The following is a 14,890-nucleotide window of genomic DNA, read 5'->3' as shown; positions in this document are numbered from 1 at the left end:
GCCCGGTGCCTTTTCAACCGGTTGATCCCGCACTCCACCGCGTGACGTTCTCGGTAGTCGGTCTTGTCGAACTTCGGGGGCGACCGCCGCGGGAACCGAGCTTCTTACGGTTGCGGACTTGGTCGGCTTTTTCCGGGATCGTGCAGCCGATGCCACGTCTTCGCAGGTAGCTACGGTTCGCTCGGGATCCGTAGGCCCTATCCGCCCGGACCTTGTCTGGCCGGGTACGCGGTCGACCCTGGCCGGTGCGGGGCACCCGGATGGCATCGAGGACCGGCTGGAACTGCGGACCGTCATGCCGGTGGCCGGCAGTGACAAGCAGCGACAGTGGCTTCTGGCGCTGCTCAACCGCCAAATGGAGTTTGGTGGTCAGCCCGCCGCGCGAGCGCCCGAGGCCGTGGTCGTCGGGCTCGACGTCGACGCCGCCGGGAGGGGTCGGGGCACCTTGCCGTGAAGGACCCGCCCGGGCGGCCGGGAATGAGAGCGGCGCTGTCTCCTTCCTGCGGCGGACGGCGGAAACCGCCCGTGAGGCAGAGGAAGAGCCCGCCGGGCAAAACCAGGATGGAAAGCGAAGCCGGGCGGGCCGCAAGGGGCCCGCCCGCACGTTGAAAGGGCGCAGCATGCCTCACAGTTCATCGACCGGCGGCCGCACTCGGCCCATGACCCGACGTCGCACGCTCGCCGTGATCGGGGCGGCGCTGGCCGCCGGCACGGTGGTGGCGACCGGTGCAGGGGCCCAGGCCTTCACCGGCGATGCGTCCCCGACGCACAGGACCATCTCGAGGCACCCGGCGATGCGGACGCTGACGCCGCAGGTCCGCGCCCAGCTCGACCGCGCCGTCCAGCACGTCCTGAAGACCACGCGCACGCCCGGGGTGACGGTGGGCCTGTGGGCGCCGGGCAAGGGCAGCTACGTCAGGGCCTTCGGCACCGCCGACAAGGCGACGAAGCAACCGATGTCCCCCAGGTTCAACATGCGCATCGGCAGCGTCACCAAGACCTTCACGGTCACCGCGCTGCTGCGTCTGGTCGACCACAAGCAGGCGAGCCTTGACGATCCGATCTCCAAGTACGTGCGCGGCGTCCCGAACGGCCGTCACATCACGCTGCGTCACCTCGCCCAGATGCGCAGCGGTCTGTTCAACGCCCTGAACGACGACGACTTCGCCAAGGTCTTTATGGCCGACACCAGCCGCACGTTCACCAACAAGGAGCTGCTGGCCTACGCCTTCAAGCACCCGGTCGCCTTCCCCGCGGGCAGCCAGTACCAGTACAGCAACACCAACACCATCCTTTTGTCGATGGTGGTGGAGAAGGTGACCGGGCAGCCCTTCGACCGCTACCTGACCCGGCATGTGATCAAGCCGGCCCACCTGAAGCACACCTTCATGCCCAAGGGCGCCGAATTCCCCGCCCCCCACGCCCACGGGTACACCGACCAGGCCTCGAACGACGGCTCGATCACGGACGCGACGAACTGGGCTCCGCCGGGCGGCGCGTCCGGGGTGATGATCTCGAACCTGCACGATCTGCGGTCCTGGGCGTCCACCCTTGCCGAGGGGACCCTGCTGTCCAGGGCGACCCAGGCCGAAGGGCTGAAGCTGCTGCCGACGGGCCGGGAGGGCCTGAGCTACGGCCTGGGCATATTCGACATCAACGGGTGGATCGGGCACAACGGATCGCTGCCCGGCTACCAGACGGTAATGGTCTATCTGCCCAAGGCCAAGGCCACCCTCGTGGTGCACACCACCAGCGACATCAATGTCGAGGGCAAGTCGCTGACCACGAAGTTCGCCATGGCGGTCACCGACATCGTGACCCCGAAGAACGTCTACGACATCCCCACCTCCTAGCCGGATTCTCATGGCGCCCCCGGTGGTGTGCCCGGCCTGCGATGGCGGGCCGGGCACACCACCACAGGACGGCTCGGGGTTCAGTCGGGTCGGTGGCACAGCGGCGGTTCGACCGCACCGGTCTCGGCCTGGTGGATGGCCCAGGCGGCGTTGACCAGACCGATGTGGCTGAAGGCCTGCGGGAAGTTGCCGAGCAGCTCACCGCTTGCCGGATCGACTTCCTCGGCCAGAAGTCCCACGTCGTTGGCGCAGCGCGCGGCTCGTTCGAAGACCTTGCGGGCCGCTTGGCTCTCGCCGGCCAGAGCCAGGGCGTGGGCCAGCCAGAAGGTGCACAGCAGGAAGGTGCCTTCTTCGCCGGGCAGGCCGTCGTCGGTGCTCAGGTAGCGGTAGACGAGGCCGTCCTTGCTGGTGAGCCGGCCGCGAACGGCGTCGATGGTGGCGCGCATGCGGGGCTCGGTGGCGGGCAGGAAGCCCACGATCGGCATCATCAGGACGGAGGCGTCCAGCACGTCGGTGCCGAAGGCCTGGGTGTAGGCGCCGATCTTCTGGCACCAGCCGTGTTCCTCGATCGCCGCGCGGATCTCGTCGCGGGCCCGCATCCATGCGGGGATGCGGGCGTGGGCACCCAGGGCGTCGGCAAGTGCCAGGGCGCGGTCGACGGCGACCCAGCACATGAGCTTGGAGTAGACGAAGTGCTGCGGGCCGCTGCGGACCTCCCAGATGCCCTGGTCGGGCTGGTCCCAGCAGGCGGCGGCCAGGTCGGCGCAGGCGGCGAGGAAGTCCTTGGTGGGGGTATCCAGCGCGGCGAGATCCTCGCGCAGGCGGTAGGCGGCTGCCAGCAGTTCGCCGTAGACATCCAGCTGCCGCTGCTGCCAGGCACCGTTGCCGATGCGGACCGGGCGGCTGCCGCGCCAGCCGGGCAGGCGGGGCAGTTCCTGTTCGGTCAGGTCGCGTTCGCCGCGGATGCCGAACATGATTTGCAGGGACTCGCAGTGGGCGGTGTCGCTGGCGCCGACCTGGGCCATCCACCGGAAGAAGGCCTCCGCCTCGTCGGGACAGGCGGCCACCCACAGGGCGTCCAGGGTGAAGGAGGCGTCCCTCACCCAGGCGAAGCGGTAGTCCCAGTTGCGGACGCCGCCGATGCACTCGGGCAGAGAGGTGGTGGGAGCGGCGACGATCGCGCCGGTCGGCTGGAACGTCAGGCCCTGCAGGATGCGCCCGCTGTGGTGGACCAGTTCCTCCCACGGTCCCTGGTAGGACTGGTGCATCTGGGACCATGAGTGCCAGCCGTTGACGGTGTCCTGCAGGTGCTCGGCGATCTCCTCCTGCGGCATCAGCGCGGGGTGGCTGCCGGCGGGCACCTGCCGCAGGGCGAAGGCCAGGCGCTGGCCGGCCTCAAGGCGGGTGTGGGCGTGGGCCGTCTCGCCGATCTGCAGGGGCAGCGGGCAGCACAGGCCCAGCGTGTCGGGTCCGCCGTGGCAGCGCAGTCCGCCCTCCACGGGCAGGAGCAGGGGCCTGACCAGCCCGTATTCGGGGCGGGGCGCGAACTCCATCTCGATGTCCGCACGGCCGTCGGCGCACTGAACCATCCGCAGAAGCAGATGCGGAGCGTGTTCGCCCAGGTGGTGGCCGCGTTCGTTCCAGCCGGTTGCGAGCGCGTCGGTGACGGTCACGATGGCGGTGGGGGTATGGAACTGCGTGCACAGCACCAGGCTGCGCTCGAGGTAATGCCGACTGGCGGTGTACGGGCCGGTGGGGTGGATGGACCAGTGGCCTGCCTGAGCCCCCAAAAGCCGGGCAAAGACCGCCCGGGAGTCGAAGTGCGGAAGGCACAGCCAATCGATGGAACCGTCCAGGCTCACCAGCGCCGCGGTCTGACAGTCGGAGAGCAGCGCGTAGTCCGAGATGGGGCGGTCGCTCGTACCGGTCACCTCCCCATGGTCTCGCCGACCCGCACAGCGAGCAGCACGGTGCGCCCCGGGCGCCGTAGCAGGACCTTGAAAAGGGGACCATTGGGGGCGGCGGCCCCGGGCAAGGCCCGGTACCCCGGTACAGGGCCGAGGTCAGGAGCCGGCGACCGGCTGCACAAGCCCGGTTCGACGTCTGCCTCAAAGGGGGTGCGCTGGGGGCGTTCTCCTCCTCCCGGGTCTCGTCCGGGCGGATGAGGGCCGCCGCCGCTGCTGTCCCAGGCGCCCGTGGTCCTTCCGTCCAGTGGCTGACGCGGCCGGCCGGCTCACTCCGGCAGCGGAGGCTTTCGTTCACCGGCAGGGCCGATATATCTCGCCACATGGCGTGATGACCTTGAGGAGACCACGAAAGATCGAACATGCTTGGGCGCATCTTCCGCACGGCCGCCCTCGCCGGGCAGTCCTTCGCCGGACCACCCGAGATCGAGGAAGTGCCATTCCGCCGACGCGCAATCGCTCAGGCATCAGCCCTGATCCACGCCTTCATCGCGGTTGGCGGCTACTCGTCCACCACCGTGAATGGGGCGTACCCCGGAGGCACCTTGCTCACCTGGACGTCAGAGAAGACCAGAGTCAGATCATGGGCGTTGGTCTCGATGCGCACTTCGTGGAAGTCGATGCCGATGGCCTGCGCCCACCGGGCAGCGGCCTCCGACCTTGAAACGATGGTCGCGCCGGGATAAAGGGGCTGCCACTTGACGCCCCAGATGAAGCCGTCGAGATCCTTGCGGTTCTCGTGGGTTGTGAGCTTGTCATCCAACGAGGCCTGCCATGTTGCGGGCGCCAGCGAGGTACGGCAGCGAGCCTCCACGCAGTGGCGGAACAGGTACCGGTAGCGGGCCGGACGAATGTCGGTGCTCGGATCCGCCGCCATGTACACGATCAGTTCGTAGTCGCGCATGTAGTCGGCGTAGCCGTGATAGATCAGGGCATGATCAAACATCTCGTCGAGTAAGCGCTGGAGATCCGGGACATCCATGGCCCAGTTCTACATGGCGCGACGTTGGGCCGTCTGCGGGCCGCCCGAGGCTAACCAACGTTGACAGACGACGACGGCCGGTGACCGTGTCGGCGCTGGTCACAAGGGCGCCGCAGGGAAGACCCCGAGGTGGGAGACTTGGCGCATCACTTCCAGAAGAACTGATGCAAGCACCACGCTTCGTGCGCCTCAAACCGATTCTTCCGGTCTCGCCAAGCTCGCCATACTGTCCAGATGGACACGGAGGCCGTGGAGGATGCCCGGCACTGGCTGGCGGAGGATGGCGTCACCCAGGTTGGCGACGACGAGTGGACCGACGGCGAAACCCCGCACGGACGGCTCACCGCGAGCGAAGTCGCGCACTCCTGGGCAGGACGGGTGTTCACTGATGCCCGCACTGCCCCGGCACCGCCCCGACCACGTCCGTGCTGGCCGGCGCCCACGGCCGGGCCGCGAACCGCGCGCTCAGGGCTGACGGGCGCTGAACTGGCGACGCAGGTATCCGAAACAGGCGTGGAAGTACGCCGCACTCAACGCGGCTTCAGGAGCGAAGAGGTCCCAGGCGTGATAGGCGCCGGGGTACAGGTGCAGTTCGACGGGGACGCCGCTCGCCTGGAGCCGTGTCGCATAGCTCAGGTCCTCGTCGCGGAAGACGTCGAGTTCGGCGACTGCCATGAAGGTCGGCGGCAGCCCGGTGAGTTCCGTCGCGCGTGCGGGTGCGCAGTACGGCGGCACGTCGTCGGTGCCCGCGCAGTCTCCGAGGATCGAGGTCCAGGCCAGGATGTTGGTCGCGCGGTCCCAGATGCCGATGTCGGTGATCTCGTGGCTCGAAGCGGTTGTGTTGCGGTCATCGAGCATCGGATAGCTCAGCGCCTGGAAGAGAGACGCCGGCTCGCCCTGGTCGCGGATCATGAGCGCGGTGGCTGCGGCGATGCCCCCGCCGCCGCTTTGTCCTGCCAGGGCGATGCGGCTGTCGTCGATGCCGAGCGTGGCTGCCTGGCGGCGAAGCCAGCGGTAGGCGAGCAGTCCGTCCTCCGAGGCTGCCGGAGCGGGAGCCTCCGGCGCGAGCCGGTAGTCGACTGAGGCGGCGATACAGCCGACCTCCAGGCACAGGCGCTTGAGGTTGGGGTCGTCTTGGGCCGCGTACCCGAGGACCTGCCCGCCGCCGTGGAACCAGAGCAGCACCGGGAGGGGCCCGGCTTGCGCGGTCGGCCGCAGCAGCCTGACGGGGAGGGTGGATCCGTCCGGGCGGGGCACCTCGACCTGTTCGACCGACACGGACGGCTCATCCGGCATCTGAGCCGCGATCGCCTCGGCGAAAGCGCGGACGTCGGCTCGCGTGCCCTCCAGGTCGCTGAGATCGAACACCCCCGCCGGCGTCATCGGCACCGCCTTCAGGGCCTCGGCGAGTTCGGGATCGATCCGCTCACGTGCGTCTTTTATGTTCATGTCGTTCGTCTCCTTGCGCTGCGATGTGGCGCGCAGGCGCGCACGGCAGCCGGTCGCGTGGGTGTGATGGGTCGTGAGGACCGGTTCGGCCGCGCCGCCCGGATGCGGAGCGGGGACCGGGTGGGATGGGAATGGAGACGGGCTCAGCGTGTGGTGTTCGCCGGTCCGTCGAAGTAGTGGCCTTGGCCGAGGTCGTCGATGAGGCCGGGCTGGACGGGCTTCCAGCCGAGGAGGTCCCGGGTCAGAGTGCTTGAGGACGGGTTGTCGGCCGTGGCGTGGCCGCTGAGGAAGCCGAAGTGGGCGTCGGCCTGCGTCGCCGGGATGCTGACCACGGGCACGTTCAGCCCGCGGCCGATGGCCTCGGCGATCTCCCGGAAGGAGATCCCCTGGTCGTCGACGGCGTGCAGCCGTGACCCCGCTGGCGCGGATTCCAGCGCCAGCCGGTACAGGCGTGCCGCGTCGAGCGTGTGCACGGCGGGCCAGCGGTTGTCCCCGTCGTCGACGTAGGCGGCGACGCCCTTGGACCGGGCGATGGAGATCAAGGTCGGGATGAAGCCGTTGTGGTCGAGTGTGCTGTGCACGGTCGGAGCGAGCCGGACGACGGACGAGCGGATGCCGCGTTCCGTGAGTGCGACCACCGCGTTCTCGGCGTCGATCCGCGGCCCCGCGTCGATCACGAACGCTTCGGTGGCGGCGTCTTCCAGCCCCGCGAAGGCGAGCAGCATGGTTCCCGACGTGGTCACCAGAGGCTTGCCGGTGCCAGCGAGCGCGTTTCCGATCGTCTCGATGGCGCGCAGATCCGCTGCGACCGCGCTGTCGAAGTCGCCGGCGAACATGGCGTCGTGCTTGAAGGCCAGGTGGATGACGCCGTCGGCCGCGGCGGCGGCCGCAGCGAGGCCGTCGACACGCCCTGACCGAAGCCGCTCCCGTCTTCGAAGAACGCGGGGACCTGGCACGGCAACGCCACGCCGTCGTCTCTGCCAACCCCGAACTCCAGGAACGCGAACTGGCCAAACTCGCCGCACTCGCTTCCACGCTCGCCCACGCGCTGCGTGAGCGCGGTCTGGAGACCACTACCGCAGCACTCGCGGCCGAAATCGGGATCGCCGCGTTCAAGGTCGCCTACGAACGCTGGGTCAACGACCCCGACCGACACCCCCTCGTCCAGCGCATTCGGGAAACCCTGGACACCGCCAGGCACCTCACCGCACCCGCTGAACAAGTCGCCGCGACTGACAACGTGAGCTTCACAGGCCAGGAGGGAGCGGCATGAATGCGGGGCAACCCTGAGCAAGGGCCGCGCGAGCTATTTCCGTTACTCGCGAGGGCCTCGGCACACGCTTGCGCACGTCCTCGCGCACGGGCCTGGCCAGCGGAACGGCATCGTCCTCTGACAACCGTTCCATCTCGGTCCAGACCACGTCCACGAACTTCTGCGATGCCAGCAGGCGACGCAGACGCCGGGGCTCTTGGTGAGTACCTGGAACTGGTGCTGCGGCGCCAGCGCCATCGTCGCGAAGGTCCTGGCCGCAAACCCCGTGGGGACACGGGCATGGCCGATGTCGCTCATGGAGTTCACGAACACCCTTCCGCGGCCGACGCCACCGCAGCGGCTCGAACAAGGCGTTCTCGTGCACCGTGACCCCGAAACCGGGCCCGCTGGTCCGCGGATCACCGTCACGCTGGTACTTTGCCTGGCCCATCGCCTTGAGCCGCTTCGCCAAAGTCAACGCGTAGCAGTGGTCGCAGCCCGGCGAGATGCGGTCGCACCCAATCGTCGGATTCCAGGTAACCTCCGTCCACTCGATGGCCGTCCCGGTGCTCACTGCGCACCACCGACAGCGGCCGTGACCTCTGACTTGGTGCAGAGAAGCTTTAGGAGCAAGAGGCCCCATGCCCGCTGCATGCCCGATCCGACGGGAAGCAATGGGGAATCACGGGGAACAGCGGCGCCGATCGCACTCCGGCCCAGGTCAGGGAGTTGCCAGGTCAGCCGTTATCCGCATACGTCTGCACGACCTGGGGCCGTTGCCCGACGACATCACCGTGCACCTGGACGCCGGCTACGACTCGGACAAGACCCGCGCGCTACTCAGCGAACGCGGACTGCACGGACGCATCGCGCGCAAGGGTGAGAAGGCGCCCATCCAGGCCAGTCGACGTTGGCACGTGGAACGTACCCACGCCTGGCAGAACGCCTTTTACCGGCTCGCCCGCTGCTACGAGCGGCGTACCACCGTCATCGACGCATTCTTCGATCTCGCCGACACGATCATCACCATGCGTAGCCCGATCCGGCAGGCATGGACGACTCACCGCTGGGACGAACGCCCGAACCGCCGACCATGACTGCACGCCTATCGCGCGACCTCTAACCTCGCGCTTTCATGAGCGTGCTCGCCCATACCTTGATCAAATAAGCGGAGAGTGCTGCTGACCTGCAACGATGGGACTTGTCTAGGGTCCTGTTGGCTGCACGGAAAGAAGCACTCTCCAGGTGAGCAAGCATATCGGGTTGTACCCGCGTGTCCGCGTCGAGGGCGGCGGCAGAGGGGTGGTCTCGCAGGCCGGGGCGGTGCTGCTGACCGAGACGGTCCGCAAGTCCGGCCTCGACACCGCGATATCGAGGGCAATGGCGCGGTGGCGCAAGCCGCGGGCGGTGCACGACCCGGGCAAGGTCCTGCTGGATCTCGCGCCTGCGACGGCTCTGGGCGGGGGACTGCCTCGCCGATGTCGCAATGAGCACTGCGCATCGTGAAAACGGTACGTCACATGGCCTGGTGCGCGTAAACGTCGGAGGCTCGGGCAGGTCCGGGGCTGTGGTCCACCGACAAAATCACCGGTTAGCGCGCGGGATCGACCCTTCCCGGGCCCCTCACACAGCAGCGGTAGGGACGCTTGTCGGCAGGCCATGGCCGACCTTAGTGTCAAGATCACCCATGCCAACGTCCTGTTGAAATCAGGTGAACATGCGAAGAATATGTCTTCTTGTGGTGGCTGTTCTGGCTGCCCTCATGGGTGTGGTGGCGCTGCCCGCCACGCCCGCACTCGCGGCGTCGGCCCCGCCGTCATCCACAGGCCAGCGATGGGCCTGAAGGTCAATGGGCTGTATGTCGCCGCAGAGGTGAACGACTCCGGCGACCAGTACGGCAAACTCCGGGCCCGGTCGACGTCCAAGGGCAGCTGGGAGACCTTCTCCCTGCACACCGACCACATCGACAACGTGGGCTATGGCACGACGATCACGCTGAGAAACGAGGAAAACGGCCTCTACGTCACCTCGGAGATCAACACCACCGGCGCGCAGAGCGGAATGCTGCGAGCCCGAGGTACCAACACCGGTTCCTGGGAGCGGTTCTACGTCATCCCGCAGGGAAACGGCCAGTACGCGCTGAAGTCCGCCGAGAACAAGCTCTACGTCTCGGCGGAGTTCAACTACACCGGCGGAGACGAGGGACTGCTGCGCGCACGCTCCACGTCGATCGGCAGCTGGGAACGGTTCACCTTCGAAAAAGTCGGCGGCACGGGCGACATGTCAGCGCCGTCGGCGCCGACCGCGACGGCCTCCGGCCGGCATGACGTGGCTTCGTGGAACCTGTGCGCGAACAACAACCCGAGCACGGAGTGCAAGCTTCAGTACGCCGATGCGGACACCGTCGCTTCCAGCGTCGCCAGCGACCTAGCCGCCACCCCGGCCGGATACCTGATCCGCCGACCGGAAGCGATCTTCTTCCAGGAAATCTGCGAGAAAGCGGTGAAGCCGCTGGAGTTGCAGCTGGAGAACCAACTCGGTGGCGGCTGGGACGTACGGTTCGCGCCCACGTACTACAAGGTTGTCGACGAAGACGGGTCGACGGATTCCCTTCTGATGGCCCAGAAAACCTGTTCGGACAGCAAAACCAGCACGGACCGCGGCTCGTTCGGGATCGCTCTGGCGGTCAAGGACACCAACACCTGGTACCGGGGCTACACCCTTCCCTCCCCCTACGACAAGGAGCAGCGTCCCGCGCTGTGTGCCACCGTCCCCGACGCCGGAACCGTTTACTGCAACGCACACTTCAGCAGCGGCTCCTACTTCGTCAACGGCCAACAGGCCGGAGACGACCCCGACAACATCTACCGCCCCCAGCAGGCCGACGGGCTGCGGTCCATCGTGGACGGCTTGCAGTCCGACGGATACACGCCTTTCTACGGTGGCGACCTGAACACGACCACGGCGGATGTGTCGATTCTGTCCAACCTCTACTCCTCGCACCAGGAATGCGGCCAGGCAACACCGGACGCACCGCACACCGGCGAGCCCACGGACGGAAACAACAAGATCGACTACATCTTCGGGCCGGTCGGCCCGACGTACAGCTGCGAAGTCGTGGATCCGCAGCTTTCCGACCACCGGGCCATCCACGCCACCATCACCTTCTGACGCTGCTGATGATGCCACGTCAGCGTCGCTTCGTCTGACCCGAATCCGCAGGTAGCGGCGGTGATCGGTAGCTGATACGGCGACAGGTGCGCTTCCGGTTTGAGAAGATCGAGGTTCCTACACCTAATCGTCTCGAACGTGAAAGTACACCTGTCTGGTGAAGAAGATATCGCGTCGTCGTACCGCCTCCCGCACGCCTGGCAAGCGCTGGACCCGGCTGAATGCCCGGACAGGGGTCCCGGACGGGTCGCTGACCGAGAACGGCGGGCTGGTGCTGGTGGCCGAGTTGGACCGGGTCTTAGCGTCACTGCCGCGTTGGACGCGGGGATCGGCCCGGTCAAGGAACGTGACCGGGGCCTTTCGGGCGGTGAGTTCGCGCTGGCCACCGCGGTCGTGCAGCTGGTCGGGGAGGACCATCTGGTCGGTTTCGACCGGCTGCGGGCGGACGTGGTCGGCGAGGGACTGCTGCCCGCGCCGGTCCCGGCCGTGACCACGGCCGCCACTTTGGCCGCCCGCTTCGATCAGGCGCAACGCGAGGGCGTCGAAGTTACGGGGTGGGGTACGGATCAAGGGGGCGTCCGGATGGTGGGACGGAGGATTCCTCCCATCCCGCTGCATGGACCGGCTCCACCGGGAAGCGACCCCGACGCGGCGCGCCACCCCCCAACCAGACCAGGCACCGCGGCACCTCGCACCGGGGTACGTCTCCAGGGTCGTGGGCTGCCAGATCCGCGGTCACGGCGAGGGCTGCCTGACCGATTCAGAATCTCGCGAGCGGTTTGCCCCCTCACACAGGAATCGGGATGTGATCTATACCTGTCAACTCCCGGCTATTCATGCTACGTTCGCGCGAATCTTGCGCGATCTTCCTATGCCGACGTGGCGTTCTCGTGCGGGAGAAGGAGAGAGAGTCATGTTGCGCGTAATCTGAGACTTCAGCGCACTGGTGTGATCGTCGGCGCGGTCAGCGCACTGCTCTTCGTCCTCACCCCCTCCGCCTTCGCGGACTGGACGTGGACCAGCAGCATCAGTTCATGGACGGACGGGAACACCTCGCGCCGTTGGGCGGACGAGTCTTACAACGAGATCAGCTGGGAGGGCTGCTTCGCCCAGTACGGCACAACACAGCAGACGGTCGTCAAGCGGAGGATAGACGTCTCCTTGGCCTCGGACGTCACCGTGGATACCTTCACGTTCTCCAACTGCTTCAACGGCAGCGGCTATTACAGCACGGACACACAGACCGGTCTGGACTCAGCTTCCTACTACTTCGAAGCCGACAAGGTTGCTCAGGGCGGGGCCTGCTGCCTGCTGTTCGCTGACTGGGTCGGCGTCGACACCACGCAAGCCGACTGACAGACGACCGCTCGCCGTTGCCTCCGGTGCGGTCCACCGGGGGCATCGGCCCGCTTTGATTCGGACATCCGCTTGAGAACCACGACTCTCCTCCGCACCTCTGCCGCGGTCAGAACGGCCCCGTTCCTGGCCGCAGGGTGCGCGTACTTCTTCTTCGTAAGCATCCAACCCTCGCTGAATTTCCTGGGACTTGACTGGCCGACCCGCGCAGTAACCTTCTCCCTGAGCAGCACACTGCCGCCGGTCTATGCGCTCACCGCGGCCGTCGCCTGCTTTGAAGGACACCGGCTGCGGAAGCTGAGGACCTGGGGCATCGGTCCCGCACGGTCGGAACCGGCCATCGCTGCCCGGAGTCTGCTCGCGATCCTCGGCGTGTTCGCCGTCGCCGTCAGCGCTGTTCCGGTCGTCACCCTCATCACCACCGGCAGCGGGATCGACGGGTACGCCCTCGCCGCGCTCGCCCTCCCCCTGGTCAACATCGCCGGCTATGCGCTGCTCGGGTACAGCGTGGGTCGTCGGATCAACGCGCTCTACGCCGCCCCGGCGCTCGCCGTGTCCGTCCAGCTCCTGGTGGGCACGTCCGTGTCGTACCTGCCGTACTGGCCGCGGCACATCTCGGGCATTGTGGAACCGGTGGGGTTCGGGGAGACCTTCGAACCAGTCGTGTTCCTCACCACAACCGCGGCGACGGTAGCCGTGGGCCTGGCCGTTGCCCTGATCTGCCTGCCCACTGCCCGTCGCACAGTCGCAGTGGCCGCGGCCCTGTCGATCGCGGCCGTCGGCTTCCTGGTCCCCTACCGGATCACGGCCAACTGGAGTTTCAGTGCACCGACCGTGGCCGGGCTGGCCGATACCACCTGCGCGGGAACGGCTCCCAAGGTGTGTCTGCCAACGGTGGCGGGGGTCGACGCGGCCGCCCTGCAGACCCGGGTGAGCGGGGTCCTGACCACACTGGCCAACGCGGGGGCGATACCCCAAGTACCCACGTCCGTCGTCGAGATCAAGGGTGCGGCAAAGGGTGAACGCTCGTCCTCCGCGGCCTTCTGGCGCGTCAACCTGATCGGTGCGGCCAACGGGAACGAGAAGGACCTCGCATTCGCGCTCACCATGCAGTCCGTGAACTGGTTCTGCTCCAATCCCAGTTGGGAGACCATGCACTACTCCACCTACTGGGCGATGAAGAAGAGCGGCGTGGATGACCGCTACCTGAAGTGGCTGCGGTCGGAGCCCGAGTTCAAGACCGCCCAGGAGCCCCAGCTCACCGCGGAGGTCGGGCGGGTCCTGAAACTGCCCGCCGCTCAGCAGAAGTCCTGGTACCAGGACAAGATCATGCAGGCCTGTGCGGGATCGACCATGAAGTTCCGGCCGACGGCGGCTGGTTGACATGCGCTGGTGGATGCGCCAACGCGGCGTCTTCTCACTCGTCCCCGGAGTCCTGGTGGGCTTCTGGGTGGTACTCGCGGTCACTTCCGGCAAAACGGTCGCCATGCCCAGCCTGTTGGCCGACCTGGTGACCACGCGGCTGAGCGACTTCGCCTGTCTCGCGGTCAGTACGGCGGTCGTCGCCGTACTGGAGCGGAGGCTGGTGGCGGCGGAGGCCGCGGCCCTGCGCCGGGTCGAGCGGATGGACGTCGTCCTCGCGGCCGGGCTGAGCCTGGCCGCGAGTGCCGGCGCTCTGCTGTTCCTGCGCGGGTTCGACAGCGCGACCGCTCTCACCGCGGCCCGCAACGTCCTGTTCTTCTGCGGGATCGCGCTGGCCGCCTGGCCACTCCTGGGCGCCCGGGCCAGTCTCCTCCCGGTGGTCTGGATGCTGGTGTCCCTCCTGAACGGCCATCGTTCCTCCAACGACCCCTACCCCTGGGTGATCGTCGCCGAGGGACCCTACGTGTCCTACGCCGCGCTGGGTGCCGGACTTGCCTTCCTGACAGGCCTCCTCGCTCTCGCCCTCCTGCCCCGACTCATGACAAGGATCCGGCCTTGAGCCTGCTCATCGACGACGTGACCTTCCGCTACCGGCGGCGCAGGCCGCCCGTGCTGGACCGCTTCACCCACCGCACCACCGACGGACTGACGATCCTGCTGGGCCCCAACGGCGCCGGGAAGTCCACCCTGCTCTCGCTCCTCGCCGGGATCAGCCGCCCGAACTCCGGTCGGATCGCCCTGGGCGGCGTGGAGTCGACAGTGCGCGCCTACCGCAGCGAGGTCGCCTGGCTGCCGCAGCATGTGCCGGCCAGCAAGACGCTCACCGCCCGCGAGTACGTCGCCTACATCGCGTGGCTCAAGGGTGTGGACCGGTCCACCGCATGGGAGAACGCCGCCCGCGTGCTGGGGCGGGTGAACCTGGCGGCGGAAGCCGGGAAGCGGACCGCGCACCTCTCCGGGGGGCAGCTGCGCCGGGTCGGCATCGCCTGCGCCCTGGCCCACAACGCCAAGCTGATCCTGCTCGACGAGCCGACCGCCGGCCTTGATCCCCATCAGCGCTCGGTGTTCCGTGCCCTGGTACGTGAGGTGGCGGCCGAGACCCCGGTGCTGATGTCCACCCATGACGTGGCCGATCTGGCCGAGGAGGCCGACACGGTCACCTGCCTGCTCGCCGGGCGCGTCACCTACGACGGTCCGACGGCCGGCTTCCTCACCCACGCGGCAACGGAGGCAGCGCCCGGACGCCAGGCCGAGTCGGCGTACACCACCCTCATGGGCCTGGTCTGATCTGAGGGCCACCACTCCCCCTCTCGTTGGCGGCGCCTGTCGCCCCGCTGAGAGAAAGGGTGCCGGGATCGCGCTGGCGTCCGGATCTTGGACGGAAGCACGAAAGTGCCTTCTGAGCTGGGATGATGAGGCTTGTCTAGAGCTTCTGTCACCA

Annotated in this window: 13 protein-coding genes and 4 pseudogenes; 9 read left to right on the top strand and 8 right to left on the bottom strand. The window is 67.7% G+C overall.

Annotated elements, in window-relative coordinates; all coding sequences use genetic code 11:
* A pseudogene (locus tag VXC91_RS34725) lies at positions 1–394 on the bottom strand (transposase); the annotation flags it as partial.
* A gap of 265 nt (positions 395–659) precedes the next feature.
* Between VXC91_RS34725 and VXC91_RS34720 the strand changes: the two are divergent.
* Positions 660–1,853, top strand: a complete 1,194-nt coding sequence (locus tag VXC91_RS34720) for a serine hydrolase domain-containing protein (protein ID WP_329511343.1) — start codon at positions 660–662, stop codon at positions 1,851–1,853.
* 80 nt (positions 1,854–1,933) lie between these two features.
* Here the strand turns inward: VXC91_RS34720 and VXC91_RS34715 are convergent, their stop codons facing one another.
* From VXC91_RS34715 to VXC91_RS34700, 4 genes are all read right to left on the bottom strand, one after another.
* Positions 1,934–3,784, bottom strand: a complete 1,851-nt coding sequence (locus VXC91_RS34715) for a glycoside hydrolase family 15 protein (RefSeq protein WP_329511342.1) — start codon at positions 3,782–3,784, stop codon at positions 1,934–1,936.
* Positions 3,785–4,319: 535 nt separating this feature from the next.
* Positions 4,320–4,799: a YxiG-like protein gene (locus tag VXC91_RS34710; RefSeq protein WP_329511341.1), complete on the bottom strand. Its 480-nt coding sequence runs from the start codon at positions 4,797–4,799 to the stop codon at positions 4,320–4,322.
* 465 nt (positions 4,800–5,264) lie between these two features.
* A complete protein-coding gene (locus VXC91_RS34705; protein WP_329511340.1) occupies positions 5,265–6,248 on the bottom strand; it encodes an alpha/beta hydrolase in 984 nt (327 codons plus the stop codon).
* 143 nt (positions 6,249–6,391) lie between these two features.
* Positions 6,392–7,204 (bottom strand): Rossmann-fold NAD(P)-binding domain-containing protein, encoded by an 813-nt coding sequence (locus tag VXC91_RS34700; protein ID WP_329511339.1) that lies wholly within the window; start codon positions 7,202–7,204, stop codon positions 6,392–6,394.
* Between VXC91_RS34700 and VXC91_RS47185 the strand changes: the two genes are divergently transcribed.
* On the top strand, positions 7,159–7,521 hold the full coding sequence (locus VXC91_RS47185; protein ID WP_408057545.1) for an acyl-CoA-like ligand-binding transcription factor: 363 nt from the start codon (positions 7,159–7,161) through the stop codon (positions 7,519–7,521). The genes VXC91_RS34700 and VXC91_RS47185 overlap by 46 nt on opposite strands.
* A 42-nt stretch (positions 7,522–7,563) precedes the next feature.
* On the opposite strand, the gene VXC91_RS34695 is transcribed toward VXC91_RS47185, so the two are convergent.
* The gene (locus VXC91_RS34695; protein WP_329511338.1) at positions 7,564–7,818 is read right to left on the bottom strand and encodes a DUF5131 family protein; all 255 of its coding nucleotides are present in this window, start codon (positions 7,816–7,818) and stop codon (positions 7,564–7,566) included.
* Positions 7,819–7,903: 85 nt separating this feature from the next.
* Positions 7,904–8,143: pseudogene (locus VXC91_RS34690) on the bottom strand (DUF5131 family protein); the annotation flags it as partial.
* Positions 8,144–8,258: 115 nt separating this feature from the next.
* On the opposite strand from VXC91_RS34690, the pseudogene VXC91_RS34685 reads away from it, so the two are divergent.
* The 3 genes and pseudogenes from VXC91_RS34685 to VXC91_RS34675 form a co-directional block, all read left to right on the top strand.
* Positions 8,259–8,597 (top strand): annotated as a pseudogene (locus tag VXC91_RS34685) (transposase); the annotation flags it as partial.
* Between the two features lie 148 nt (positions 8,598–8,745).
* Positions 8,746–8,998 (top strand): annotated as a pseudogene (locus VXC91_RS34680) (transposase); the annotation flags it as partial.
* Positions 8,999–9,333: 335 nt separating this feature from the next.
* Positions 9,334–10,671, top strand: a complete 1,338-nt coding sequence (locus VXC91_RS34675) for an endonuclease/exonuclease/phosphatase family protein (RefSeq protein ID WP_329511337.1) — start codon at positions 9,334–9,336, stop codon at positions 10,669–10,671.
* Positions 10,672–10,794: 123 nt separating this feature from the next.
* Here VXC91_RS34675 and VXC91_RS34670 read toward each other — a convergent pair whose 3' ends face one another.
* Complete coding sequence (locus tag VXC91_RS34670; protein WP_329511336.1) at positions 10,795–11,289, bottom strand: hypothetical protein; 495 nt, start codon at positions 11,287–11,289, stop codon at positions 10,795–10,797.
* Positions 11,290–11,619: 330 nt separating this feature from the next.
* On the opposite strand from VXC91_RS34670, the gene VXC91_RS34665 reads away from it, so the two are divergent.
* The 4 genes from VXC91_RS34665 (at position 11,620) to VXC91_RS34650 (ending at position 14,736) form a co-directional block, all read left to right on the top strand.
* Positions 11,620–12,027: a hypothetical protein gene (locus VXC91_RS34665; RefSeq protein WP_329511335.1), complete on the top strand. Its 408-nt coding sequence runs from the start codon at positions 11,620–11,622 to the stop codon at positions 12,025–12,027.
* 72 nt (positions 12,028–12,099) lie between these two features.
* A complete protein-coding gene (locus tag VXC91_RS34660) occupies positions 12,100–13,410 on the top strand; it encodes a hypothetical protein (RefSeq protein WP_329511334.1) in 1,311 nt (436 codons plus the stop codon).
* 13 nt (positions 13,411–13,423) lie between these two features.
* Entirely contained in the window at positions 13,424–14,008 is a 585-nt protein-coding gene (locus VXC91_RS34655) for a hypothetical protein (RefSeq protein WP_329511333.1), read from the top strand.
* Positions 14,005–14,736, top strand: coding sequence for an ATP-binding cassette domain-containing protein (locus VXC91_RS34650; protein WP_329511332.1), 732 nt, complete (start codon positions 14,005–14,007; stop codon positions 14,734–14,736). Before VXC91_RS34655 ends, VXC91_RS34650 begins: the two co-directional genes overlap by 4 nt.
* Positions 14,737–14,890: the final 154 nt, after the last annotated feature.

Source organism: Streptomyces chiangmaiensis, assembly GCF_036281785.1.
GTDB classification, from domain to species: Bacteria; Actinomycetota; Actinomycetes; order Streptomycetales; family Streptomycetaceae; genus Streptomyces; species Streptomyces chiangmaiensis.
The sequence above is the reverse complement of the archived record's forward strand: the minus strand, read 5'-3'. Positions and strand labels throughout refer to the sequence as shown.

Excerpts from the sequence above, each read along its gene's own strand:
- VXC91_RS34720 (WP_329511343.1), top strand. The coding sequence starts at position 660 with ATGACCCGACGTCGCACGCTCGCCGTGATCGGGGCGGCGCTGGCCGCC.
- VXC91_RS34710 (WP_329511341.1), bottom strand. The coding sequence starts at position 4,799 with ATGGATGTCCCGGATCTCCAGCGCTTACTCGACGAGATGTTTGATCAT.
- VXC91_RS34705 (WP_329511340.1), bottom strand. The coding sequence starts at position 6,248 with ATGAACATAAAAGACGCACGTGAGCGGATCGATCCCGAACTCGCCGAG.
- VXC91_RS34695 (WP_329511338.1), bottom strand. The coding sequence starts at position 7,818 with ATGAGCGACATCGGCCATGCCCGTGTCCCCACGGGGTTTGCGGCCAGG.
- VXC91_RS34675 (WP_329511337.1), top strand. The coding sequence starts at position 9,334 with ATGGGCCTGAAGGTCAATGGGCTGTATGTCGCCGCAGAGGTGAACGAC.
- VXC91_RS34670 (WP_329511336.1), bottom strand. The coding sequence starts at position 11,289 with ATGCAGCGGGATGGGAGGAATCCTCCGTCCCACCATCCGGACGCCCCC.
- VXC91_RS34655 (WP_329511333.1), top strand. The coding sequence starts at position 13,424 with ATGCGCCAACGCGGCGTCTTCTCACTCGTCCCCGGAGTCCTGGTGGGC.